The sequence below is a fragment of the Halomonas sp. NYA30 genome (genome assembly GCF_976980765.1).
Genome location: NZ_OZ334477.1, coordinates 1,704,382 through 1,728,227 on the forward strand (window position 1 = coordinate 1,704,382; position 23,846 = coordinate 1,728,227).

At 54.7% G+C, this 23,846-nt stretch carries 19 protein-coding genes and 1 riboswitch; of the genes, 7 read left to right on the top strand and 12 right to left on the bottom strand.

All coding sequences use genetic code 11. From position 1 onward, the window contains the following. Positions 1-169 precede the first annotated feature (169 nt). The 5 genes from ACWI0H_RS07755 to cmoA form a co-directional block, all read right to left on the bottom strand. Entirely contained in the window at positions 170-904 is a 735-nt protein-coding gene (locus tag ACWI0H_RS07755; RefSeq protein WP_485875827.1) for a class I SAM-dependent methyltransferase, read from the bottom strand. 44 nt (positions 905-948) lie between these two features. Continuing rightward, positions 949-1,920, bottom strand: coding sequence for a thymidylate synthase (locus ACWI0H_RS07760; RefSeq protein WP_485875828.1), 972 nt, complete (start codon positions 1,918-1,920; stop codon positions 949-951). Between the two features lie 63 nt (positions 1,921-1,983). After that, the gene (locus tag ACWI0H_RS07765) at positions 1,984-2,547 is read right to left on the bottom strand and encodes an NUDIX hydrolase (RefSeq protein ID WP_485875829.1); all 564 of its coding nucleotides are present in this window, start codon (positions 2,545-2,547) and stop codon (positions 1,984-1,986) included. 57 nt (positions 2,548-2,604) lie between these two features. Continuing rightward, a riboswitch (TPP riboswitch) is annotated at positions 2,605-2,708 on the bottom strand. A 114-nt stretch (positions 2,709-2,822) separates the two neighbouring features. Beyond that, positions 2,823-3,833 (bottom strand): tRNA 5-methoxyuridine(34)/uridine 5-oxyacetic acid(34) synthase CmoB, encoded by a 1,011-nt coding sequence (gene cmoB / locus ACWI0H_RS07770; RefSeq protein WP_485875830.1) that lies wholly within the window; start codon positions 3,831-3,833, stop codon positions 2,823-2,825. A gap of 2 nt (positions 3,834-3,835) precedes the next feature. Beyond that, positions 3,836-4,579, bottom strand: coding sequence for a carboxy-S-adenosyl-L-methionine synthase CmoA (gene cmoA / locus ACWI0H_RS07775; protein WP_336272988.1), 744 nt, complete (start codon positions 4,577-4,579; stop codon positions 3,836-3,838). 159 nt (positions 4,580-4,738) lie between these two features. Between cmoA and pgi the strand changes: the two genes are divergently transcribed. From pgi to serB, 4 genes are all read left to right on the top strand, one after another. Further along, the gene (gene pgi / locus ACWI0H_RS07780) at positions 4,739-6,421 is read left to right on the top strand and encodes a glucose-6-phosphate isomerase (RefSeq protein WP_485875831.1); all 1,683 of its coding nucleotides are present in this window, start codon (positions 4,739-4,741) and stop codon (positions 6,419-6,421) included. A 294-nt stretch (positions 6,422-6,715) separates the two neighbouring features. Then, positions 6,716-8,611: a DNA topoisomerase IV subunit B gene (gene parE / locus ACWI0H_RS07785; protein WP_485875832.1), complete on the top strand. Its 1,896-nt coding sequence runs from the start codon at positions 6,716-6,718 to the stop codon at positions 8,609-8,611. A 6-nt stretch (positions 8,612-8,617) separates the two neighbouring features. Continuing rightward, positions 8,618-10,873 (top strand): DNA topoisomerase IV subunit A, encoded by a 2,256-nt coding sequence (parC, locus tag ACWI0H_RS07790; RefSeq protein WP_485875833.1) that lies wholly within the window; start codon positions 8,618-8,620, stop codon positions 10,871-10,873. 3 nt (positions 10,874-10,876) lie between these two features. Continuing rightward, complete coding sequence (gene serB / locus ACWI0H_RS07795) at positions 10,877-11,803, top strand: phosphoserine phosphatase SerB (RefSeq protein WP_485875834.1); 927 nt, start codon at positions 10,877-10,879, stop codon at positions 11,801-11,803. 88 nt (positions 11,804-11,891) lie between these two features. Here serB and ACWI0H_RS07800 read toward each other — a convergent pair whose 3' ends face one another. The 6 genes from ACWI0H_RS07800 to ACWI0H_RS07825 are packed head-to-tail and all read right to left on the bottom strand — an operon-like array spanning position 11,892 to position 17,762. Beyond that, a complete protein-coding gene (locus ACWI0H_RS07800; RefSeq protein ID WP_008958593.1) occupies positions 11,892-12,278 on the bottom strand; it encodes a Na+/H+ antiporter subunit G in 387 nt (128 codons plus the stop codon). 43 nt (positions 12,279-12,321) lie between these two features. Beyond that, positions 12,322-12,591 carry a K+/H+ antiporter subunit F gene (locus ACWI0H_RS07805; RefSeq protein ID WP_008958594.1) on the bottom strand — a complete coding sequence of 90 codons (270 nt, stop codon included), beginning with the start codon at positions 12,589-12,591 and terminating at the stop codon, positions 12,322-12,324. Further along, positions 12,585-13,082, bottom strand: coding sequence for a Na+/H+ antiporter subunit E (locus ACWI0H_RS07810; RefSeq protein WP_008958595.1), 498 nt, complete (start codon positions 13,080-13,082; stop codon positions 12,585-12,587). The genes ACWI0H_RS07805 and ACWI0H_RS07810 overlap by 7 nt, the downstream gene beginning before the upstream one ends. After that, positions 13,079-14,593, bottom strand: coding sequence for a monovalent cation/H+ antiporter subunit D (locus tag ACWI0H_RS07815; protein WP_485875835.1), 1,515 nt, complete (start codon positions 14,591-14,593; stop codon positions 13,079-13,081). Before ACWI0H_RS07815 ends, ACWI0H_RS07810 begins: the two co-directional genes overlap by 4 nt. Further along, entirely contained in the window at positions 14,590-14,922 is a 333-nt protein-coding gene (locus ACWI0H_RS07820) for a Na+/H+ antiporter subunit C (RefSeq protein WP_101146281.1), read from the bottom strand. Before ACWI0H_RS07820 ends, ACWI0H_RS07815 begins: the two co-directional genes overlap by 4 nt. Then, the gene (locus tag ACWI0H_RS07825; RefSeq protein WP_485875836.1) at positions 14,922-17,762 is read right to left on the bottom strand and encodes a monovalent cation/H+ antiporter subunit A; all 2,841 of its coding nucleotides are present in this window, start codon (positions 17,760-17,762) and stop codon (positions 14,922-14,924) included. The genes ACWI0H_RS07820 and ACWI0H_RS07825 overlap by 1 nt, the downstream gene beginning before the upstream one ends. A gap of 175 nt (positions 17,763-17,937) precedes the next feature. On the opposite strand from ACWI0H_RS07825, the gene ACWI0H_RS07830 reads away from it, so the two are divergent. From ACWI0H_RS07830 to ACWI0H_RS07840, 3 genes are read left to right on the top strand one after another with little or no spacing between them, the layout of a single operon-like run. Then, positions 17,938-18,828 (top strand): ion transporter, encoded by an 891-nt coding sequence (locus tag ACWI0H_RS07830; protein ID WP_485875837.1) that lies wholly within the window; start codon positions 17,938-17,940, stop codon positions 18,826-18,828. 16 nt (positions 18,829-18,844) lie between these two features. Further along, a complete protein-coding gene (gene leuA / locus ACWI0H_RS07835; protein ID WP_485875838.1) occupies positions 18,845-20,551 on the top strand; it encodes a 2-isopropylmalate synthase in 1,707 nt (568 codons plus the stop codon). A gap of 33 nt (positions 20,552-20,584) precedes the next feature. Continuing rightward, complete coding sequence (locus tag ACWI0H_RS07840; protein WP_485875839.1) at positions 20,585-21,703, top strand: hypothetical protein; 1,119 nt, start codon at positions 20,585-20,587, stop codon at positions 21,701-21,703. Positions 21,704-21,799: 96 nt separating this feature from the next. Here the strand turns inward: ACWI0H_RS07840 and ACWI0H_RS07845 are convergent, their stop codons facing one another. Further along, entirely contained in the window at positions 21,800-23,836 is a 2,037-nt protein-coding gene (locus tag ACWI0H_RS07845) for a pyrroloquinoline quinone-dependent dehydrogenase (protein WP_485875840.1), read from the bottom strand. Positions 23,837-23,846 lie beyond the last annotated feature (10 nt).

Consider the following 23,846-nt stretch of genomic DNA (forward strand, 5'->3'; position numbering starts at 1 on the left):
CGGTGTTACAGCCTGAGTGCGGTACTGGCTGAGGTACTATGAGAAATCCAGGCTAAGTGTCTATGCATAATTTTTCGTGTATTAAAGGTTATAAAAATAAGTAGCTTACTGGATATTTGTACCTGATTTACTTTTGCATAGGTACTTAGCTAATATCTACTGTCTGTCTTTATTGCTTTGTGGCGCGCAGTAGAATATAGGGTTTTGTGTCCTGTAGAGTGCGGAATTCATTCGTATGAACTGGCAACTGCGAATTGTCAAATGGTAGATTACGTTCTGTGGTTAGCGAAAGCCCCGCTGCGGCGAATGTATGTCGATATGTGGACAAATCCCATTGCTTATCGACAATCTTTAATGGTTGCTGCCTTCCCGGTATCTTGAGGTAGACTGGGCGATTATCTCCATCTTGATAGGAAATACTATGCTCTCCATTGCGGTAGGTCGGATAATCGACTCCGGTGGTTTGAGGATGAGTGTCGAGGATGTAATAGGAACCGCCAGGTTTAAGCACGCGCATTACTTCCGTAGTGATGCGTACTAGTTCACGTCTTTCGGGAATGTTAATAAACAGAAAACAACTAATGACAGCTTCAAAACTGTTATCAGGAAATGGCAAATTTGGACCATGGATTTGCTCAAAGCGAAGACGGTTAGTGCCTGCGGATATTGCTTTTTCAATCATTGTTGGAGAGATGTCAACACCGGTGACATAGTCGAATCCGTCGTCTATTAATCTTCTGGACACTTTGCCGCTGCCACAGCCGTAGTCCAATACACTAATCCCCTTGCCATGAGAGTAGGTTAAGTCCGCGATGAGTGGTTGATAGCCAAAAGCGTTCTCCACCCAATCATCATAAGCGTCAAAAAGCTCGGCGATATTTTGTTCAGTCCAATTAGTATTCATAAAAATAAATCCCCCTAATATTTGCTCATGTATGAATGCTTGTACTATCCCCAGCGATTAATAAGAAACGGTTGATAGTAGGGGTTAATTATCTCTAACGCCTTTTGAGGCAGCGCACTCCCTATCTTGATTTGGCGATAGATCCAGAACAACATCAGCACATCTCGCCAATACGTCGTGAGATTAAGATTAGCCATATCATTAAAAGTCAACAAGCCGCTACGGATCTCTGATTCATATTCCAATAGTATGCGTATGGTAGTCGGAGAGGTGCCAATTGGCATTAAAGGTATTGTGTCTGATTGGGGTATAGTTTCATTACTATTCAAAAGTTCAAGCGCACGCTCATGTGTGCTTTCATAGACGTGAATAGAACCAACTTGATGTGTGTAGTGACCGATTTTGCAGCCTATGCGGGTAGCAATATACTCTTGCAAGAAAGTAAAAGAGAAAATATCGTTCAGCATGCCAACGTAGGCATCGTTTGCACGCATATAGCTGACCATGTGTAGCTTTTCTTCGCGGAGTAGCAACTGAAGACCCAAGGTACATGAAACGTCGATATTGCGTCGATAAAGATCCTCTTCCGCACTGAATATTTGCAGGACAGCGCGCTTACTGTCGGGATCGTCATTTTTAAGGATATCAATCACTCGTTCGATTTGATCGAGCGTGTCTGCACCAAAGTTTTTAAGACGAGCTCCGTAACCAGTACCAGGTAGGCTTATACCATCTGGGCTATAGCGTTGCATTGAAGGGGCGTACCAGGAAATAAATGCTAAGTCGTTTTTACCTGATAAATACCATAACGCTTCTGCATAATTAAAAACAATATTTTGTTTGCGTATTTTGCTTAGGCAAAAACGATCAAGAGGATTGTCGAGTCGGATATTGACGCCAATGAGTTCTCGCTCTTTATTTCCTCTAGGTGAGTTAACATATTCATATTCAAAGCAGATTTTATGCAGTGTATCTCTGTAGAGGCTGGTGAAATTCGTATAATGTTTGTGCATCATTATATCCATCTCTTCCGGTGGACAAAGAGGCGTATTTTGCTGATACGAGTGATGGCGAGTAGTTTAAAAAGCTGAGTTGGAGCCGTGAGTCGCGTTTGATTTTTCTTTGATGACCAAACTGTGCAAATTAAAGGCTTTCACGACAGTATCTGCGACGTGATCAGCTAAGGCTTCATTGAAGTTGAGTTTTCCGTTTATAACTTTCGCCCAGCGGCAGTCCGCAGCATCATCACCAGGCTGTAGCTCGCCATCAACGTAGTGACATAGGAGGGCAACCAAGGCGAAGTGGTGGTGATTTCCCTCAGGGTCATATCCGATCACTTCTACTACATCAATTAACGGTCCTACCAATGCTGTGATACCGGTTTCCTCCATTAATTCGCGCTTTGCTGCACAATGTAGGCTTTCTCCCGGTTCCACTGATCCTCCGGGGAAGCCCCAAGTGCCCCGTTGAGGTTCTTTACTACGTTGGACGAGGAGCACTTCATTATTACGCAGAGTTACGGCGATTGCTGCCAAGCGTGGCTTGGCAAGTGCGGAGTTCAGGCGGTTTTTATCAGACGTGTTAAAAGGAGAGGTACTACTGAGCGTAGATGCGTTAGCGGGCGTTGAGTTAACTTGCGACACGATGCACTCCTGCATTGAGATTCGGATAATACAGGCGTAGGTGTCAAAACAGATTCATATATGGTTTATGTCCGTTCCTACGCCGGTATAAGCCGGATCAGGTTCAAAGGGTTTGGATAACGCCATCTCAGCCTGAATAACAGGCACCCCTCGGAAAAGTTATTGTTACAATGAGTTTTAGTATAAGTCAATATTTAGGGGGCGGTTCAATGCGGCGGCTTGGCGGACGCCGGGACGGTTTTGACACCCTCTTCGCACACTTGGCTAACGACTAATCAGCCCGGCTTATTCGCCAAAATCACCGCCCGCCGTGGGGCGGGGTAGCCTTCGATGGTGCGGGTGCGGTCGTTGGGGTCGAGAAAATCAGCCAACGATTGGTAGGTCATCCACTCGGTTGAGCGCTGCTCGTCTAAGGTGGTAGCGGCTTCATCCACCACGCGGACGTTGGTAAAGCCGCAGCGCTCCAGCCAGTGGCAGAGCGCTTGGGAAGAGGGCAGGAAGTAGACGTTGGGCATGGCGGCGTAACGTTCGCCGGGCACAAATACGGTCTGCTCGTCGCCTTCGACTACCAGGGTCTCCAGCACCAGCTCGCCGCCCGGAACTAACGCGGCTTTTAACTGCTGCAGATGTTCCAACGGGGCAGGGCGATGGTAGAGCACGCCCATGGAAAATACCGTATCGAAAAAGCTCAGGTTCTCCGGCACGTCTTCTATACCCACGGGTAAGAACTGCGTTCTACCGCCATCGGCATCGCCGACGAAGTGGCGTACCGCCTGAAACTGCCAGTAGAAGCGCGGCGAAGGGTCGATCACCAGCACAAACGCAGCCCCAGCCCCTGCCATCCGCCAGGCGTGGTAACCGCTGCCACCGCCCACGTCGAGTACCTTACGGTATTTTAGCGGCGCCAAGTGGGGAGCCACTCTCTGCCACTTCCAGTCCGAGCGCCATTCGGTATCAATATGAATGCCACCCAGTTGAAAAGGGCCTTTACGCCAGGGGGCGAGCTTTCTTAGCAGGTTAAAGCACTGACGCTGCTGGCTGTCACTCAGGGCAAGGTCGACGGTGACCGTATCGCTGTTGAAGTCCACGTGCCTGTCAGAGGGCAGCGCTGGCAGTTTAGCAACAGCCTTTTCCCAGGCGGAGAGGTCGCCATGGCGGTTACGATCTAACCCGTGGGCTAACTGCTCAGGTAGCTTTGCAAGCCAGGGTGTTAGCGAAGCATCCAGGGTTGCTTGATCCAAAAACGCCTGATAAATCGCACGATGATCGTCGGGTAACGGCGCCACCTTTAACCCTCCTTAAACGCAATTAGCGAGGCAAAGTTAAGGTACTGGAACCAGGTCATCGAGCGTGGAAAGCCAGCCTGCTTCAAGCGGCCATGGAGGGCGTCGAGGGTATCCGGTACCAGTACATTTTCAAGGGCGGTGCGCTTTTGGCTTATTTCCAGGTCGCTATAGCCATTAGCACGCTTGAAATCGTGGTAGCGTTCTACCCGCCAAGCGTTGTCGCGCTCGTCGGCGTCGACGGTTTTCTCCGAGAGAATCAGCACGCCGCCGGGTTCCAGTGCTGTATAAAGCCGCGCCAGTAGCGCATCGCGGTCGGCGGCGGGTAGAAACTGTAGGGTAAAATTGAGAATGATCATGCCCGAAGGTGCATACTCTAGGGTACGAATGTCGGCTTCTTCGACCTGCATAGCGTACGCTGGGCACTCATCGGCAAAAGTTTGCCGAGCCTGGGCGACCATGGCGGGCGATAGGTCAACGCCCGTATAGCGAAAGGCGTCGGGTGCCAGCGCCCCTGCCAGCGCAAGGCCGGAAGCGCCCAGTGAGCAGCCCAAATCATAGACATGGGCGCCGTGGCGCAGGTGGCGCTGGGCAATTAAGCTCAGCATGCCAAGAATTTGCCCGTAGCCGGGTACCGAACGGCGGATCATGTCAGGAAAGCAGGCGACTACCTTTTCGTCGAAAGAGAACCGCGCAACTCGGTCAAGGGGTGTCGAAAAGATAGCGTCACGGTAAGATGCATCACTCATGGGCAAGCCGGGATCATGGAAAAGGCGTGCTAGTTTACGCGCCCTTAATTGACGAGAACAGGCCTGTCTAGCACAGACTCACATAGAACAGCCCTGTTTAAGGTTATTAACCTGTTTAATGAACCCCGCTGCAAGGATTGACGCCACTGGAGAAGCTAAATGGCCTCAGCATCAAGCGCTACACCCGATACGTTACCGGCATGGCAAACGCTAAAGCATCACGCTGAAACGCTGCAGCACGTTCACTTGAAAACGCTGTTTGGCACCGAGCCCTCCCGCTGGGAAAGCTTTACTCGCCAGGTGGCGGGTTTGACGCTGGATCTTTCCAAGCAGCGCTGGGATGACGATACGCTCGAGCATCTGTTTACGCTGGCTAGCGAAGCGGGCGTCCCCTCTGCCATTGAGGCGCTGCTGAGCGGTAAGCGAGTGAATGTCAGCGAAAACCGCCCGGCGTTACACACGGCGTTGCGTTTGCCTGCCGATGCGACACTGGAGGTTGAGGGTGAAGATATCGTTGCCGCTGTGCACGAAAGCCTTGCCCAAATGGAACGCTTGGTTAGCCGGCTGCACGCAGGGCAGTGGCGTGGTGCCACCGGCAAGCCGATTCGACATGTGGTTAATCTAGGCGTAGGCGGTTCAGATCTGGGCCCACTAATGGTGACCCATGCGTTGACAGATTTCCGGCCCAAAGATATTCATCCGGTTGAGGTGCATTTTGCTTCCACCATGGATGGCTCCCAGCTAGCGGACTATCTGAGCCGGTTGAATCCTGAAACCACTATCTTTGTGTTGTCATCCAAGTCGTTCACCACCATTGATACGCTCTCCAACGCTAACACTGCTCGGGAGTGGTTGCTTAGCCGCTTGACCCAGCATGGCGCGACGCCGATTAGCGCTGAGCTGGTGGTGCGTCAGCACTTTATCGGTGTGTCGGCGAGCCCTGAGAAAATGACCGAGTGGGGCATCGCTGACGATCACCAGTTAACCTTCTGGGAGTGGGTAGGCGGACGCTACTCGCTGTGGGGCACCATTGGCTTACCGATTGCGCTAGTCGTGGGGATGGATAATTTTCGCGAATTTCTAGCCGGTGCCCACGCCATGGATCGCCACTTTTCTGAAGCGCCCATGGAAGATAACTTACCCATACTGCTTGGCTTGGCGGGCATCTGGAACGTCAATTTTCTGGATATCCGTGCGCACTCCATTCTGCCCTACGACGGTCGGTTGGAGTATTTCGCTGCCTATCTTGAACAGCTTGAGATGGAGTCCAACGGCAAATCGGTTACCCGTCAAGGCCAGCCGATTAACTACTCTACCTGTCCGGTGCTCTGGGGGCAGCTTGGCCCCAATGCTCAGCATGCTTTTTATCAGCTACTGCATCAGGGCACGCAAGCGGTAGTGTGTGATTTTATTGCGCCACTCAAGCGTTACGACGAGGTGGAAGACCCGGATACCCGCCGCCATCTGAAAACTCAGCACCGTCTGGCGCTGGCTAACTGCTTTGCTCAGTCCCGGGTGCTTATGCTGGGCGATGACGCCTTGGAAGATGATGGCCCGCGGCCAGAACACAAGCGCTACCGTGGCAACCAACCTTCGACGACGGTGCTGCTTGACCAGCTGACGCCCGCAACCCTGGGCTCACTTATCGCTCTTTACGAGCACAAGGTCTTTGTTCAGGCGGTGATTTGGGATATCAACCCGTTCGACCAGTGGGGCGTTGAGCTGGGCAAACAGATTGCCACGGATACCCAGAAAATTATCGACCATGAGGGAGATCTATCGCGGATGGATGCTTCCAGTAAGGGATTGATTGAGGCATTTTGGGCGGCAGAGCAGGAGTGAGCCGTGCAATTTTGTCGCTAGTATATTGTGGACACATACAGAAAGGGCGCCGTGGATAAGTCGTAGAGGGGGTCATTTGCCATGGCCGGCAAATGTAGCGCCCAGGGATGGGTTTACAGCGCCCCCTCGTAGACTTATCGACGGGGAAGCCCTTTCTGCTTCGCCATTGATAAGCATGGCTAGATATACAGCTTTTTGCTTTTCCGCTATCCTGTGCGTCTTTGCAAGCCGCCAATTACGCGTTTCAGCATTCAATATGGCTGCCAGTACGATTTTTCAGGGAACCGACGTTACATGACCCAGTTTGATGCCTCTCAGTACGGCGCGAGCTCCATCGAAGTCCTGTCGGGCCTCGAGCCGGTACGTAAGCGTCCCGGTATGTATACCGACACCACTCGCCCCAACCACCTTGCCCAGGAAGTCATTGATAACAGCGTCGATGAAGCGCTGGCGGGCCATGCTACCGAGATTAACGTCGTGCTACATAGCGATGGCGGTATTGAGGTGCAGGATAATGGCCGGGGTATGCCGATTGATCTGCACCCAGAGCACGGTGTTTCAGGCGTTGAGCTGATCTTTACCAAGCTGCACTCGGGCGGCAAATTCTCCTCCACCAGCTACCGCTTCTCGGGTGGCCTACACGGGGTGGGGGTGTCGGTGGTTAATGCGCTATCGCGCCGGCTAGATGTCGAAGTCACCCGTGATGGCGCACGCCATGCCATGGCCTTCGAGTTCGGCGAGAAAGTCGAAGAGCTTCATGAAATTGGCAAAGCCCCTAAGCGAGCAAGCGGCACTTTGGTGCGCTTCTGGCCGGACGAAAGCTACTTCGATAGTCCCAAGTTAGCGCTCACGCGGCTGAAACACCTGCTGCGTGCCAAGGCAGTGCTTTGCCCCGGCTTGAAAGTCACCTTGGTCGAACCCGACGGCACCACCACCGAGTGGGAATTTGCCGATGGCCTGCGCGACTATTTGGTTGAAGCCACCGACGGCTACGAAGTGCTCCCCCGCGAACCTTTCGTTGGCCACTTCAATGACGACGAACATGGGGTCGATTGGGCGGTTCAATGGCTACCGGAAGGCGGTGAAGCGCTGCTGGAGAGTTACGTCAACCTGATCCCCACCCCGCAGGGCGGCACTCACGTCAACGGCTTTCGTTCAGGGCTGCTGGATGCGCTGCGGGAGTTCTGTGAATACCGCAGCCTGCTGCCCCGTGGGATTAAATTGACCGCCGATGACCTGTGGGAGCGCGCCTCTTTTGTGCTCTCGGTAAAGATGCTCGACCCCCAGTTTGCCGGACAAACCAAAGAGCGGCTCTCGTCGCGCACCATTGCTGGCTTTGTATCGGGGGTGGTGAAAGACGCTTTCTCGCTGTGGCTTAACCACCACGTGGATCAGGCCGAAGCGATTGCCGAACTTGTCATTAGCGCGGCGCAAAATCGTCAGAAAAAAGCCAAAAAAGTGGCCCGTAAAAAGGTCACTTCCGGCCCGGCGCTGCCCGGTAAGCTGGCGGACTGCTCCGGTCAGGACCCTGCTCAGAGCGAGCTGTTTTTAGTCGAAGGGGACTCGGCGGGTGGCAGTGCCAAGCAGGCGCGTAACCGTGAAACCCAGGCGATCTTGCCGCTGCGCGGCAAGATCCTCAATACCTGGGAAGTGGAAACTCACGATATCTACGGCTCCCAGGAAGTTCATGATATCGCCGTGGCGATTGGCGCCGACCCCGGCAGCGCTGATCTGGAAAAGCTGCGCTACCACAAAATCTGTATTCTCGCCGATGCCGACTCCGACGGCCTGCACATCGCTACGCTGCTCTGCGCGCTGTTTGTGCGCCACTTTCCGAGCTTGGTCGACGCAGGGCATGTCTATGTAGCGATGCCACCGCTTTACCGCATCGATCTGGGCAAAGAAGTGCACTACGCCCTGGATGAGAGCGAAAAAGCCGCCATTCTCAAGCAATTGGCCAACAAGCGCGGCACGCCTAACGTTCAGCGCTTTAAAGGCCTGGGTGAAATGAGCCCGTTACAGCTACGTGAAACCACCATGTCGACGGAAACCCGGCGCCTGGTGCAGCTCACCCTGACGGAGGGTGACGGCACCATGGAAATGATGGATATGCTGCTGGCCAAAAAACGCGCCGGTGACCGCAAAAAGTGGCTGGAAGATTACGGCAACCTCGCAGACATTGAGGTATAACCCCCGATGACCATGGATATTCAAGTAGCGGAGGGCGACGTCGAACGTCTCTCCCTGCGCGACTACACCGAAAAAGCGTACCTCGACTACTCGATGTACGTCATTCTAGACCGTGCGCTGCCCAATATCGGCGACGGTATGAAGCCCGTTCAGCGCCGCATCATTTACGCCATGCGTGAGCTGGCGCTGCACGCCAACGCTAAGTATAAAAAGTCGGCGCGTACTGTCGGTGACGTACTGGGTAAATTTCACCCCCATGGCGATAGCGCCTGCTACGAAGCCATGGTGTTGATGGCGCAGCCGTTTAGCTACCGCTACCCGTTGGTGGATGGTCAAGGCAACTGGGGTAGCCCCGACGACCCCAAATCCTTCGCCGCCATGCGCTACACCGAGGCCAAACTCTCCAAGTTTGCCGAAGTGCTGCTGGGTGAGCTCGGCCAAGGCACCGTCGATTGGGCACCCAACTTCGACGGCACCATGCAAGAGCCGCTGGTACTGCCTGCCAAATTGCCCCATGTGTTGCTTAACGGCGGCACAGGGATCGCGGTGGGCATGGCCACCGACATTCCGCCGCACAATGTGTCGGAAGTCGTCGAAGCCACCTGCCATCTGCTGCGCAACCCCAAGGCGACCACTGCCGATTTAATGGAATTCGTGCCTGCGCCGGATTTCCCTACCGATGCGGAAATTATTACCCCGCCTGCGGACCTGCGTAAGCTCTACGAATCAGGCCGCGGCTCGGTCAAACTGCGCGCCCGCTACATCCGTGAAGAAGCCAATATCGTGATTACCTCGGTACCCTACCAAGTCAGCGGTGCCAAGGTGCTGGAGCAGATCGCCGCGCAAATGCAGGCCAAAAAGCTACCCATGGTGGCCGACCTGCGCGATGAGTCGACTCATGAAGAGCCGACTCGGCTGGTCATTGAGCCGCGCTCCAACCGCATTGACGTTGAATCGCTGATGGCGCACCTGTTCGCCACCACCGATTTGGAAAAGAACGTGCGAGTGAACATGAACGTGATCGGCCTGGATGGGCGCCCACGGGTCATGCCGCTGCCGGAAATGCTGGGCGAATGGCTACAGTTCCGCCGTAGCACGGTGCGCCGCCGTTTAGAGCACCGCCTAGGTAAAGTCGAGGATCGTCTGCATATCCTGGAAGGCCTGCTGATTGCCTACCTCGATCTGGATGAAGTAATCCGTATTATCCGTGAGGAAGACGATCCAAAAGCCTCGCTGATGGCGACCTTCAGCCTCTCCGAGCGCCAAGCGGAAGCCATTTTAGAGCTGCGCCTGCGTCATCTTGCCAAACTCGAAGAGATGAAAATTCGCGGTGAGCAGAATGAGCTGGAAAAAGAGCGCAAATATTTAGAAGGTCTGCTGGGCAGCGAAGCCAAGCTCACAACGCTGATCGAAAAAGAGATTCGCGCAGCGGGTAAAGAGCATGGTGATGAGCGCCGCTCACCGTTGGTTGAGCGGGCAGAGTCCAAGGCGCTGTCTGAAGTAGAACTGTTAGGCGCTGACCCGATTACCGTGGTGCTCTCGGATAAAGGCTGGATTCGTGCTGCCAAGGGGCATGATATCGACCCCGAAGGGCTCTCCTATAAAGCCGGGGATAGTTTCCAACTGGCGGCAAAAGGTAAAACCAACCAGCCGCTGGTGCTACTGGACGATACCGGGCGTGCCTATACGCTGTCTGCGCATAACTTACCCAGTGCGCGGGGCCAGGGTGAGCCGGTTACCGGGCGTGCTAACGTTGCCGCCGGAGCGAAAATGGCGGGGCTGATGTTTGCGCCACCGGAACGGCGCTTCGTACTTGCCACTGATGGCGGCTATGGCTTTGTGGCGCGGCTTGATACGCTCACCGGTAAAAACAAAGCCGGTAAAGCGGTACTTAACCTGCCCAAGGGCTGCAATGTCATGGCGCCAGTGGAAGTGCCTGAGGGTGACGAGGAGCTGTGGGTGGCTTCTGTTTCAAATGAGGGCCGACTGCTGCTGTTCCCCTTGGATCAGTTACCCGAGATGTCTAAAGGTAAGGGCAATAAAATGCTCGATATCCCAGGCCCACGAGCCGCCCGCCGGGAGGAGTTTGTTACCGGCATTGTGGTGCTTGCCGCCAGTGATGCGCTGTTGATCCATGCAGGCAAGCGCAAGCTGACGCTAAAAGCCGACGACTTGGCATACTATCGCGGTGAGCGCGGTCGGCGTGGTAGCAAGCTGCCCCGCGGCTTCCAGAAAGTAGATCGACTAGAGGCAGGAGAGTAAGTAATGGCACGCGGTGATTTGATCCTAACCGTACTAGCGTCGGATTTAACCGCCGACGTAAAAGCTCAGGTAGATGCTCTCATTACCCAGTTTAATCTGAACGTGAAGAGTACCCAGCGGCTTGCCGATGTCTCAGTTAAGCCAGGTGACGGCATCGACTGTGTTGAGTACTGTTTGGCTGGCGACGCAGATAGCAAAGCAGTGCGCGACGCCGCGCTTTTGCTGAGTGAAACGCTGGGTATTGATATCGTTGCCCAACCAGATACTCGCGATCACGTTCAGCCCCGTTTGGTCTGTTTTGATATGGACTCTACGCTGATCAAAGCTGAGGTGATTGATGAGCTGGCTCGCCGCCATGGCGTGGGTGAAGAAGTTGCCGAAGTCACCGAACGTGCCATGCGCGGGGAGCTGGATTTCAAGGCGAGCTTTCGCGAGCGGATGAGCAAACTGGTCGGTTTGGATGAGTCGGTGCTGGCGGAAATCGCTGAGGAGCTGCCGCTGATGGAGGGCGTTGAGCGCCTGATGGTCAATCTAAAACGGTTAGGCTATCGCACCGCCATACTCTCCGGTGGCTTTACCTACTTTGCCCTCCACTTACAGAAGAAGCTTGGCTTTGACGAGATCCATGCCAATGAGCTGATCATCGAGAATGGCAAAGTGACCGGCGAGGTAAGCGAGCCAATCGTGGATGCTGAGCGCAAAGCCGAACTGCTCGAAGTCATTGCACTGCGACAGGGCTTTACACTCGATCAGACGATAGCCGTGGGTGACGGTGCCAACGATCTTAAGATGCTTGCCAAAGCGGGGATGGGCATTGCGTTTCGGGCCAAGCCGTTGGTGCGTGCCCAAGCGTGTCAGGCGATCTCGACATCGGGTCTTGACGGTGTGCTCTACCTGCTCGGCTATCAGCAGCAGGATTTAACACCGTAGAGCAGTATAAAAGTAGGAAGTATAAGAGTGGGCAGTAAAAAAGCGGGTGGTGCTTTCCAGCACCACCCGCTTTTTATTTTATGCCGATTCAGCCATGGCCCTTATCGGGGTGCGGTACCGGTTTGTCGCCGACTTCTTCAGCCCTTAACTCGACCGGATGCCCCTGCGTCTTGACCGCATGCTTCAATCGCAGGTGTAAGCCAGATTTGGCCAGCAGGTGGGCGCTGACGGGGGCGGTAATAAACAGGAAAAGCGTAATCAGCAGTTCTTGGATATCCGGTTTGCCGTCCACGCTCCAGAAATACAGCATCGAAGCGATGAGCATGCAGCCGATGCCCAAGGTGGTGGCCTTGGTGGGGCCATGCAGGCGCATATAGAAATCGCGCAGGTGCGCCATCCCCAGCGAACCGATAAAAACAAAGATTCCGCCGGCGATCAGCAGCAGTGAAATAAGCGCTTCAACGATTACAGACATAGATCCCCCGGGCTTTTGTTCATCGTTTGATAATTCATGTTAATCATTCGATGATGTCTCCGCGCAGAATATATTTGCAAACCGCCACGGTGCTGATAAAACCTAGCATTGCGATCAACAGCGCTGACTCGAAATAGGTTTTGCTGTTCAGCCACAGCCCCAGCAGTACGATAAGCGCAATGGAATTAACGTACATGGTGTCTAACGCGAGTACGCGATCAGGCAAGCTGGGCCCAATAGTCAGGCGGTAGAGGTTCATCAACAGCGCCATCACGACCAGAGCTAAGGTGATATAGAGTGCAATGCTTAACATTCGTAGATCTCCTTAAGTGGGCGTTCATAGCGCTCGCGAATCTGGTTAATCAGCGCTTCCTCATCGTCCACGTTCAAGGCGTGAATCAGCAGTGATTTACCATCCATACGCAGATTGGCCGACACGGTGCCCGGTGTCAGGCTGATCGTGCTGGCGAGCAGCGTGATGGTGAACCGCTCCTCTAGCATTAGCGGGTATTCAATAAAATGGGGTTTAAGCTTGCGCCATGGGTTGGCGATCAAGTAAGCCACTTCAAAGTTGGCAGTGATAATGTCGCCCAGCACACGGAAGATAAACCGCAGCAAGGCAAAGGGTTTGGCGATAAGAGGCCGTGCATCCCAAAAACGATGGGTTAGTAGGGGGATCAAAATAGCTAACGAGCCGCCTAACACGAACTGGCCAAACGCGTAGCTGCGTACTAACAACAGCCACACGACGAGTAGAAGTATCGATAATACAGGCGTGGGTAGCCAGGAGCGCGGGGCGATCATTGGGCATCTCCAGCAGCATTGGGTAGTAGCGTGCGAATCAGCACCTGAGGGTTGGCTAATTGGTCAGCGGTCGCTTGAGTGTAGCTGCTCACCGGCCCAGCCAGTGCAACTAACAGCGGCGCTGCGCTAAGCAGCCAGATAACGCCAAACCACTGGCGACGTGGCAATGGTGAACCACTCACGTTGCCACGATGGCTACGCCAAAACAGCGTAGAGCCAGCACGGGAAAGCGCAACCAGCGAGGCTAGGCTGGTCAACAGCAGTAACGGCCAAAGCCAAAGACGCTGCGTGCCTTCGGCAGCATTAAGCATTAATGCCTTGCCGATAGCGCCTGAAAACGGCGGAACGCCAGCGACGGCGATGGCGCCAACGAAAAATAGCATAGCGAGTCCAGCGCCCTGAACCATCGGACGACCCTTCACCAGGCGCGTCCCCGCTTTACCACGCTGCAGGCTGATCATTTCCGCCAACAGGAACAAACCACCGGTAACCAGCGTGGTGTGGATCAGGTAATAGAGCAGGGCCGAGACAGCCTGAGGTGAGCGCATGCCGATACCCGCCAGCAGCGTGCCTACGGATACCAACACCAAATAAGCCACCAGCAAGCGCAAGTCTCGTGCGGCCATTACGCCGACACCCGCGGCCGCCAAAGTGGCAAGCGAGAGCCACCAAACCCAAGGTTGCTCCAGTGCTTCCAGCCCGCCAGCGGTGTCGCCAAACAGCAGTGAATAGACACGCAGAATAGCGTAGATACCTACCTTGGTCATGATGGCAAACAGCGCTGCTACCGGCGCAGGCGCGGATGCGTAGGCTTTGGGTAGCCAGAAGTAGAGTGGCAAGATGGCTGCTTTTAACCCAAACACCACCAGTAGCATTAATGCGCCAGCGGTGACTAAGCCTTCACGCTCTGCGGGCAGTTCAGCCACGCGGATTGCCATATCGGCCATATTGAGTGTGCCCGTGGCGCCATACAGAATCCCCACCGCGATGAGAAACAGCGACGAGCCTGCCAGGTTGAGAACCACATAGTGGACGCTGGCTTGAATGCGCGCTTTGCCACCACCGTGCAAAAGCAGCGCGTAAGAGGCCAGTAGCAGTACTTCAAAAAAGACGAACAGGTTAAACAAATCACCGGTTAAAAAGGCGCCGTTGATGCCCAACAGCTGCCACTGAAAAAGGCCATGAAAGTTACTGCCTTTTTCATCATCCCCCGCGCAGGCAAACACAACGGCGCCGACCGCCAAAACAGCAGTGACCAGCAGCATCAGTGCCGATAGGCGATCCAGTACTAGCACAATGCCGAACGGCGCTTGCCAATCGCCCAGAGCATAATAAGTGACCTGATCACTGGCGGCTTGGCGCAAAAGGCCGATTGCAACTAGCAGGAGTAGCACGGTGGCGGCAACGCTGACAGCACGCTTATAGCGCACTAAGCCTTGCCGTTGGTAGAGCAGTAATATACCCGCCACTAGCGGTAAAACGACAGGAAAAACAATCAGATGCTGCATCATTCTCGGTCTTCCTTTTTACCGTCGACGTGGTCGTTACCCACTTCACTGCGCGCTCGCATAGCTAAAATCACCACGAAAGCGGTCATCGCGAAGCCGATGACAATGGCGGTGAGCACCAGCGCCTGGGGGAGTGGGTCGGCATAGCTCGTTCCTTCAGACACGATGGCTGGCCCATCAGTGGTCAGCCCCCCCATCGAAAACAGAAACAAATTCACTGCGTATGAGAGCAGCGTTAGGCCGACCACCACAGGAAAGGTGCGGCCTCGCAAGGTCAAGTAGAGACCGCAGGCGGTCAAGACGCCGGTGGTCATTGCATAGAGCAGTTCCATTAACGAGGCTCCTTAGCAGAAGAAGTTGCTGCTGCGGCATCGGTGTCTTTTTCCGAGGCTTCGGTCACCGGACGGTGCGCCGTAGTGACTTTGCCAAGGTTGGCCAAAATCATCAGCGTGGCGCCTACTACGGCTAAGTACACGCCCAGATCAAAGAGCAGCGCGGTGGCCAATTCAAAGGTACCGATCAGCGGTAGGCTGAAGTAACCGAATGCGGAGGTGAGGAACGGATGACCAAACAGCCAGCTACCCAGCCCCGTGAGCGTAGCAACGGCGACCCCGATAACGGCTACCGGTTGGAAGGGGAAATCCAGACGCTCTTGCGCCCACTCCACGCCACGCGCCATATACAACAGAATGAGGGCGACTGCGGTAATCAGGCCGGCAATAAACCCACCGCCCGGCTGATTGTGGCCACGCAGGAAGATAAACGCAGAGACCAGGAGCGCCAGCGGTAGCAGTGTCATTGAAATTGACGTTAGCACCGCCGGGTAGCGATCGGGTGACCATACCCGTCCCTCTCCGTCACTGTGCGGCATAAACAGGCGTAAGCGGTTGAGCAGCTTAAAGATCGCCAAGCCTGCAATGGCTAGTACGGTGATTTCCCCTAAAGTATCGAAACCACGGAAGTCGACTAGAATGACGTTGACGACGTTGTAGCCCCCACCACCGGGCTTACTATTTTCCACAAAGAAGCTGGAAATCGACAGTGTATCGCGCGTCATAACGGCGTAGTTAAGGCTGGCGATCACCAGGCCAAGTGAGCCAGCCAGCAGCATATCGCGAACGTTGCGTAGTGGGCTGGATTCGCGCGGCGTTTTTTGCGGTAAGAAAAATAGCGCCAGCATCAGCAGAATCATGGTCACGACTTCCACAGAAAGCTGTGTCAGCGCTAGATCGGGTGCCGAGAAACGGGCAAAGGTCAGTGCCACAAATAGGCCCACTACCGACAGCATCAATAGCGAAATCAACCGATAGCGATGGGTGGCGGCGGTCGCCACGCCACCAAACATCAGCATCCCAGCGCCTAGAATAAGGATGCCGTCCAGTGGCTGATTTCCTGCCGCGCCGGTCAAGTCAGTGATTTTTACGAGGCCAATACCCCCCATTACCAGCGCCGCCAGCCATAGCCAACCCACATAGCGTTGAAGCGAATTGCCTTCCAGAGCAGCAATCAGTTGCTCAGCACGGTAGCCGATCGAGATAAGAATGCGCTCAAAAACGCGTCGGGCGTCAATGCCTGCAAATTGTTGCGTAAATCGGCGAACATCACCATGGCGCCAATACAGCGCAATCCCGACGACAAAGGCCAGCAAGCTCATGATGAGCGGTAGATTAACGCCGTGCCAGATAGCCAGATGAAAATCGAGCGGGCTTCCAATCACCGCTTCGCTAGCAAGGTCTAACAACCCTGTGGCCATAAATGCCGGGAAAAGGCCGACCACCACACAAAGCACCACTAATATTTCAACCGGAAGGCGCATCAAATGGGGCGGTTCATGGGGCGTTTTGGGCGGTTCTTCACGGGCAGGTTTGAAAAAGACGGCGTGTACTAAACGCAGCGAATAAGCGACCGAGAGAATGCCGCCGAGGGCTGCTAGCGCGGGTAATAGCCAGCTCACCCCACCCAAAACGGGCGTTGCTAGCGACTCGGTAAAGAACATCTCTTTAGATAAAAAGCCATTGAATAGCGGCACGCCCGCCATGGCGGCAGCCGCCAGGGTGGTCAAGAGCGCCGTGACAGGCATGGCTTTTTTCAGGCTACCCAGCTGCTTTAGCTCCCGGGTGCCGGTTTCATGATCGATAATGCCTGCACTCATAAACAGAGCGGCTTTGAAAGTAGCGTGATTGAGGATATGGAACAGTGCAGCCAGGATCGCCATGGGGCTGCCAATGCCTAACAGCACCGTGATTAAACCTAAATGACTGACCGTGGAGAACGCTAAAATGCCCTTCAGGTCGGTTTTCATCAAAGCAAACCAAGCGCCGTAGAGCATGGTGACGATGCCGACGAGGGAAACGACCACGCTCCACAGCTCACTGCCAGCGATGGCAGGGTGCAGCCGCGCCATCAGGAAAATGCCCGCTTTAACCATGGTCGCAGAGTGGAGGTACGCGGATACTGGCGTGGGTGCCGCCATCGCATGGGGCAACCAAAAATGGAAAGGGAATTGTGCGGATTTGGTAAAGGCCCCCAGCAGTACCAAGCCGAGCATGAGCGGGTAGCGCGGGTCGGCAAGAATGACGTCTCCGCTGGCTAGCACATCGCCCATATTGAAGCTGCCCGCCATATCGCCTAGCAGCAGTAAACCAGCCAGTAGCGCAAGGCCGCCCGCGCCGGTTACCGTTAGCGCCATACGGGCGCCTTTGCGTGCATCACTGCGGTAGGACCAATAACCGATCAGTAAAAACGAAGAGAGGCTGGTTAATTCCCAGAATAGCCATAGCAGAATCAGGTTATCTGACATTGAAATACCGACCATTGACGCCATAAAAAGCATCAGGAAGGCGTAAAATCGGCCAAAGGGTTCATCTTTTGCCAAGTAGTAGTGGGCATAGAGAATAATCAGTAGGCCAATGCCCAGTATCAACAGATTAAACAGCAGCGATAGCCCATCGAGGCGGAACGCTAAGTCCAGCGCCAACTCAGGCATCCAGGTGGCCGAAAAACGTAGTTGCTCACCGTCTAGCAGAGCTGGCACGTTGAGTAGCGTCATTACTAAGGCGGTCGCTGGCAGCACTGCCGTCGCAAGGGAACAGAAGCTGCGACCACGCTGTGCGGTAAGTGCCGGCACCAGTACGCCTAGCAGAGGCAATAAGGCTATCCAAAGCAGTGTCATGGGGGATCATCCAGCGGCTAAAGTTAAAAAATTCAAAAGAGTACCAACAGAGCGCTTTGAGGGCGTTCTGATGGCGTAGGATACATCAAGTGAAACAACAGGATATCACTTGTGTAGAAGGTGTGTAGTTTTAGTATAAAGTGTGCCGGTCAACCGTTGAGAGATTTTACGTTCCATGAGTGAACCCTTTAATACCTGGCAAGCCCGTTTTGAAAGGCTGCGTAGTAATAAGATTTTTGAAGCGGTCGTGATTGCCATTATCGTCATTTCTGCCCTGGTGATCGGGGCAAAAACCTATGAAGAAACCACTCAAGTGGAGCAGTGGCTGCTCTATCTTGATATGGCGGTCACCATATTTTTCCTGATTGAGATTTTAATCAGGATAGCCGCTGAACGCACGCTGCTGAGTTTCTTCAAGAAAGGGTGGAACGTCTTTGACTTTCTCATTGTGACCGCCAGCCTGATTCCCATGGATGATTCTGAAATGGTGCTGCTGGCCAGGCTACTGCGTATTTTCCGGGTGCTGCGCTTGGTGTCGATGATTCCCGAGCTACAAATGCTGTTAAGCGCCTTGGTCAAGTCGGTGCCACGGATGGGGTATGTCGTCCTATTGATGTTTATCATCTTCTACATATACGCCGCCATTGGGAGCTTCCTTTTCCACAATGTGGACGAGGGGCTATGGGGCAATATTTCCCTGGCCATGTTGACGCTATTTCAAGTGGCGACCTTCGAGAGCTGGGCCACAGCGGTGCTTTACCCGGCCATGGAGGTTTATCCCTACGCCTGGATCTATTTTTTAACCTTCATCTTTTTGAACGCCTTTATTTTTCTCAATATGATGATTGGTATTGTGCTGGACGTGATGCAGAAAGAGAGCGCGCAAATGGCGCTGGACAACGGCGAAGGTGAAGAAGCCGAGCTGCAGTCGCTGCGCAATGATGTTCGCGGTCTGAAAACGCAGCTTGACCGTATGGAGTCAGCGCTCTCTCAAGCATACTCGCCAGCCCCAACACATCAGAATGATGCGGGCGGTAAACACAGCGACAAGCCCACCACTGACTGATTTTAGGAGAGCCGCCATGATGTTGTCTGACCCCGCCAAAAAGTACCGCCCTTTTGTTGCCGTTGATCTGCCTGACCGCCAGTGGCCGAGCCAGCGCATTGAAGCAGCGCCTGTCTGGTGCAGTGTGGATCTGCGCGACGGTAATCAATCGCTGATTGACCCGATGGATCAGGAGCGTAAGCAGCGTTTATTCGACATGCTGTTGAATGTTGGCTTTAAGCAGATTGAAGTCGGCTTTCCCTCGGCCTCACAAACCGATTTTGATTTCGTACGCTCGCTGATCGAGCAGGATAAAATCCCTGAGGATGTGACCATTCAGGTGCTGACCCAGGCGCGTCCACACTTGATTGAACGTACCTTTGAGGCACTTCAGGGTGCTAAAAACGCTATCGTCCATGTCTATAACGCCACTGACCCGATGTTTCGCCGGGTGGTGTTTAACGTCGATAAAGCCGAGTGTGTGCAAATCGCCGTAGAGGCTACCCAACAGATTCGCGCGCAGATGGAAGCCGCACCGCAAACCAATTGGACGTTTCAGTACTCCCCAGAGCTCTTCACCACCACCGAGATGGATTTCGCCGTTGAGATCGTCGAAGCGGTCATGGACGCTTACGGCACCAGTGGTGATAAGCCGATGATCGTGAACCTGCCGGCCACGGTAGAAGTCGCTACGCCCAATAACTATGCCGACCAAATTGAGTGGTTCTGTCGCCACGTCAAAAATCGTGATCATCTGATTGTCAGCGTTCACCCCCACAACGACCGCGGTACCGGCGTGGCGGCAGCAGAATTGACGCTAATGGCGGGAGCTGACCGCGTTGAGGGCACGCTGTTTGGTAACGGCGAGCGTACCGGTAATGTCGATATCGTCACATTGGCGATGAACATGTACACCCAGGGCGTTCACCCGCAGCTCGATTTCTCCAATATCACTCCGATCATGCGCGAAGTGGAGTACTGCAACCAGTTGCCGGTGCATCCGCGCCACCCCTACGTGGGCGATTTGGTATTCACCGCGTTCTCTGGCTCTCATCAGGATGCGATCAAAAAAGGCATGGCGGATCGCCGCGCTAATCCAGATGCTGTGTGGGATGTACCTTATTTACCTATCGATCCGCTCGACGTGGGCCGCAGCTACGAAGCCGTTATCCGGGTTAACAGCCAATCGGGTAAGGGCGGTGTTTCTTACCTGCTTGAGCAGGAGCACGGCATTGAGTTGCCGCGTCGCCTTTCGATTGAGTTCAGCCAGGTGGTGCAGGAAGTCGCTGAGCGCACCGGGCGCGAGATTACGTCAAAGATGATCTACCAAGCGTTCGCGGATGAGTATCTGGAGCAGCGAGCACCCTTTGGCTTGGTGAGTCATCGGCTCTCTTCTGAACCTGACAGCCCCAAAGTGACACTGGAAGCCATCGTTGAGACTGATGGCAGCCGCCAAACGCTCAGCGGTGGAGGCAATGGCCCGCTAGCCGCCTTTGTTAAAGCACTGGCCGCCGCCGGGCACGATGTGGAAATCATCGACTACCACGAGCACTCCCGCGGTCAAGGCGCCGATGCTGAGGCAATCGCTTACGTGGAAGTACGTATCGATGGTAAAGCAGTGTTCGGAGTGGGCACTGATGAAAGTATCACTAGCGCTTCCATGAAAGGCGTCCTTAGCGCCATCAACCGCCATCACTCTACTCAACCTGCGGCGGCGAATGTGACGGCGGAAACATTGGGATAATTAGTCAGCTACCAATTTAGCGAGGCGAAAGCGATGCGGCCCTGGCAGATAATAGTGATGACCGCGATGGTAATCGCAGGGCTTGCCTCCGCGTTGGCTTCCCACGAACCGTTTGAGTCTCAACTGGTGCGTCTGGAAGCTCAGCGGGCGCTGCCCGCGCTAGAGGCGTCGCTTCAACAGGAAGCTCTAGAGATCAACGCGCTCTTTCTTCATTATGCCTCGGATCAGGCGTTATGGATGAGTGCTTCGTTGGCAATGTTGCGCCATGGCGATGTGGCCCGCGAAGTATTAAAAGAGTATGGCCTGTCACCTCAGTTCCAAGAGGTGTTAACACGCTTTGGCGCAGACGCCGTTTTGCCTATCAGCTACTTTCGTACTCACGATGTGGCCACGCTACGTGCACAGCACTGGGTCGGCGAGCGCTATCAACAAGTCAGTCGCTGGTGGAGTGATGAAGAGGTAGCTACGAATGAGGAATTAACCCCTTTCCGGCGCGGGCAGATGGGCATTACGCTACTTGAAGATAATGGTCACGCGCTGCTTAACCAATTTGTAGTGAGTGAACAAGGCGAAGTGGAGTGGCTGCAGAGTGAGCGAGTGGTCGCGGGCGTAGGCGATTTCTTTACTAGTGGCCTTCGCGATCTCGAAAGCCAGTGGCGGCAGGGCGACGCCATTGGTGCAGCCGATCTAGGCTGGGCTGGGGTAGATCTGCTGGTCATGGCCAGCACCGTTAAGGTGCTGCGGGCAGGCAGAGCCGCACGTGCTGCTCGTGTAGGTAGTATCGAAGCGCAGGGTGCTCGGACAGGGCTCCGCCAAGGGGTGCTGGCTACCAGCAGCCGTTTTGCGACGTTACCGCGCATGGCCAAGGTCGCCGCCCTGGCGGGCACCGCTTATGTGGTGGTTCGCCACCCAAGCTTAGTGAGCGCACTCGGTGCCAATCTCTCGACTTGGCTTGGCTGGCCGGTCTGGTTCGGTCAGTTTCTTTTCTGGCTGATCGTCCTACTGCCCATCCTGTTTATTGCTCGCTTTGTCTATCGCTCGTTACTCACGCCACTATTGTGGCTGTTGGTACCACTGATGCGGGTTTGTTTCGGGGCGGCAAATAAACAGTTAGCCAAGCGTACCAAGCCTCAGACCAGTGATCTTGGCTGAATCAGTATGAAAAAGAGGCTATTGACGCAATCGGGGCGGCCTTAAAGGCCGCCCCGATTGTTAATTGCCCATTTTTTCTGGTCGATTGTGCTAGCGTTATTCTGGCAGCGCGTAAACCGCGATCTGATCACCTACCTGATCTTTCAGGATGGTATTGCCACCGGAAACAAAGGCGACATATTGTCGGCCGTTGTACTCGTAGACAGCAGGGTTTGAGACGGAGGGTGCTTCGGTCTGATCCGACCAGAGCTCTTCGCCGGTTTCAAGGGAGTAAGCACGCACCTTGGCATCCATGGAGGCGCCGATAAAGATAACGTTACCCGCGGTGACCGCAGGGCCACCAATGGTAGGAGAGCCCCAGCTTTCGGGCATATAGAAGCCATACTGCTGCGATGCTCCCAACGGGCGACGCCATTTGATATCGCCGGTCGTCATGTCGAGAGCTACAAGCTCACCAAAAGGCGGTTCCCAGCAGGGCATGCCTAGCCTGTTGAGGGCAACCTCAAGGCGCATGCCGTAGGGCGCACCTTCCTGTGACGCAAAGCCACTCTCGTTGCCCGATGCTCGATTGGCTGACTCGTAAGCTTCACGGTCATAAAGCCTGATGTACTGCACGATATGCGACGTGTTGACCACCGCCGTCTGGCTCTCTGGGTCGAAGGCTACGCCGCCCCACTGCACGCCCCCTGCGCTGATGGGAAAGCCTAACGTTCCTTCTCCCTCGGTAGTGGGTGGGGTGTACATACCTTCATAGCGAAGTTCCTCCCACAGTGCTGAACACTCACCGAAGCTAACCGCGTCGGCTAGCGCCCAAACCTTGGGCTTTTCTGCCTGATCCATCAGCGGGGCCGGTTTAGTGGGGAAGGGCTGAGTGGGCGCATAGACTTCCCCTTCAACGGAGCCGTCACCACTCGGAACCGGCCGCTCTTCAATCGGCCAGACGTCTTCACCGGTTTCACGATTGACCACAAACAGAAAGCCCATCTTGGTTGCCTGGATCAGTGCCGGTATCTCTTCACCGTCGACTGTAATGTCCATGAGCGTGGGCGCAGAGTTGATATCGTAATCCCAGATGTCGTGATGAACCCACTGACGTGACCAGACCACTTCGCCCGTTTCAATATCCAAGGCAGTGGTTGACGTACCGAGAGGGACTTCTTCCGTACGATTACCGCCCCAATAGTTAGGCGACGGGGAAGACACTGGAAGGTAGACCAAGCCAAGCTCTTCGTCGGCAGACATGTGTGTCCACACATTGGCGGTGCCGCTCTGCTCGCGCATCTGATCGCTCAGTGCCTGGAAGGTCCATTCAAGTTCGCCGGTGCGAGCATTGATGGAAAAGACGGTGCCAGGGGGAGCCTCTTCATAGGCCCAATCCATGCCTGCCCAACCCAGAATCAGACGATCTCCCACCACGGTAGGCGGCTGCAGCAGCGACAATGGCCACTTATCGTTGGTGTCGTTCCACTGATTGGCATTGAGCACGCCGTTATCGGCAAACCCTTGGCACGGCTCGCCGCTGTCGGCATCGACCGCAAACAGTCGCGCATCCATGGTGCCCATGTAGATGATTTTCTGGCAGGACTCGCCAGCCACCGGATCATCGGCCTCCCAGTAAGCCACGCCACGATTCTTCAAAGCAGGCTGGGTGAGGGCTTCAAGAGAGGACTGGGTATCGAAGCTCCATTTCTCTTCGCCACTTGCTGGGTCTAGCGCGATAATCCGGTAGAACGGTGTGCCGATGTAGAGCGTGTCGTTGGCAAAGACGGGGGTCGCTGACCACACCGTCGCCGGTAAATCGCCCGAACCATCGGCGACATCGCCGGTATGGATTTCCCACACCTTCTCTAACTCGCCGACATTATCGGCGTTAATCTGATCCAGCGGGCTATACTTTTGCGCGTTGAGCTGGCCATGAAAGCTATCCCAGATGGGCTCGCCAGGCACCAGCGGAATAGGGGCAGTGTTGGTTGCCTCTGCCTCACTGTTTGCCGGACTACTTGCCGGTTCATCTGGCGAGTCTTGTGCCAATAACGGCATGGGAGACAAGCAAAGCACCAGCGCAGTGGCCGTGCGCCAACCCAATGTGGCAGGCGTAAAACGAGGGCGTTTAGTAACTGAAAAAGTGGGCATCGTCGGCTCC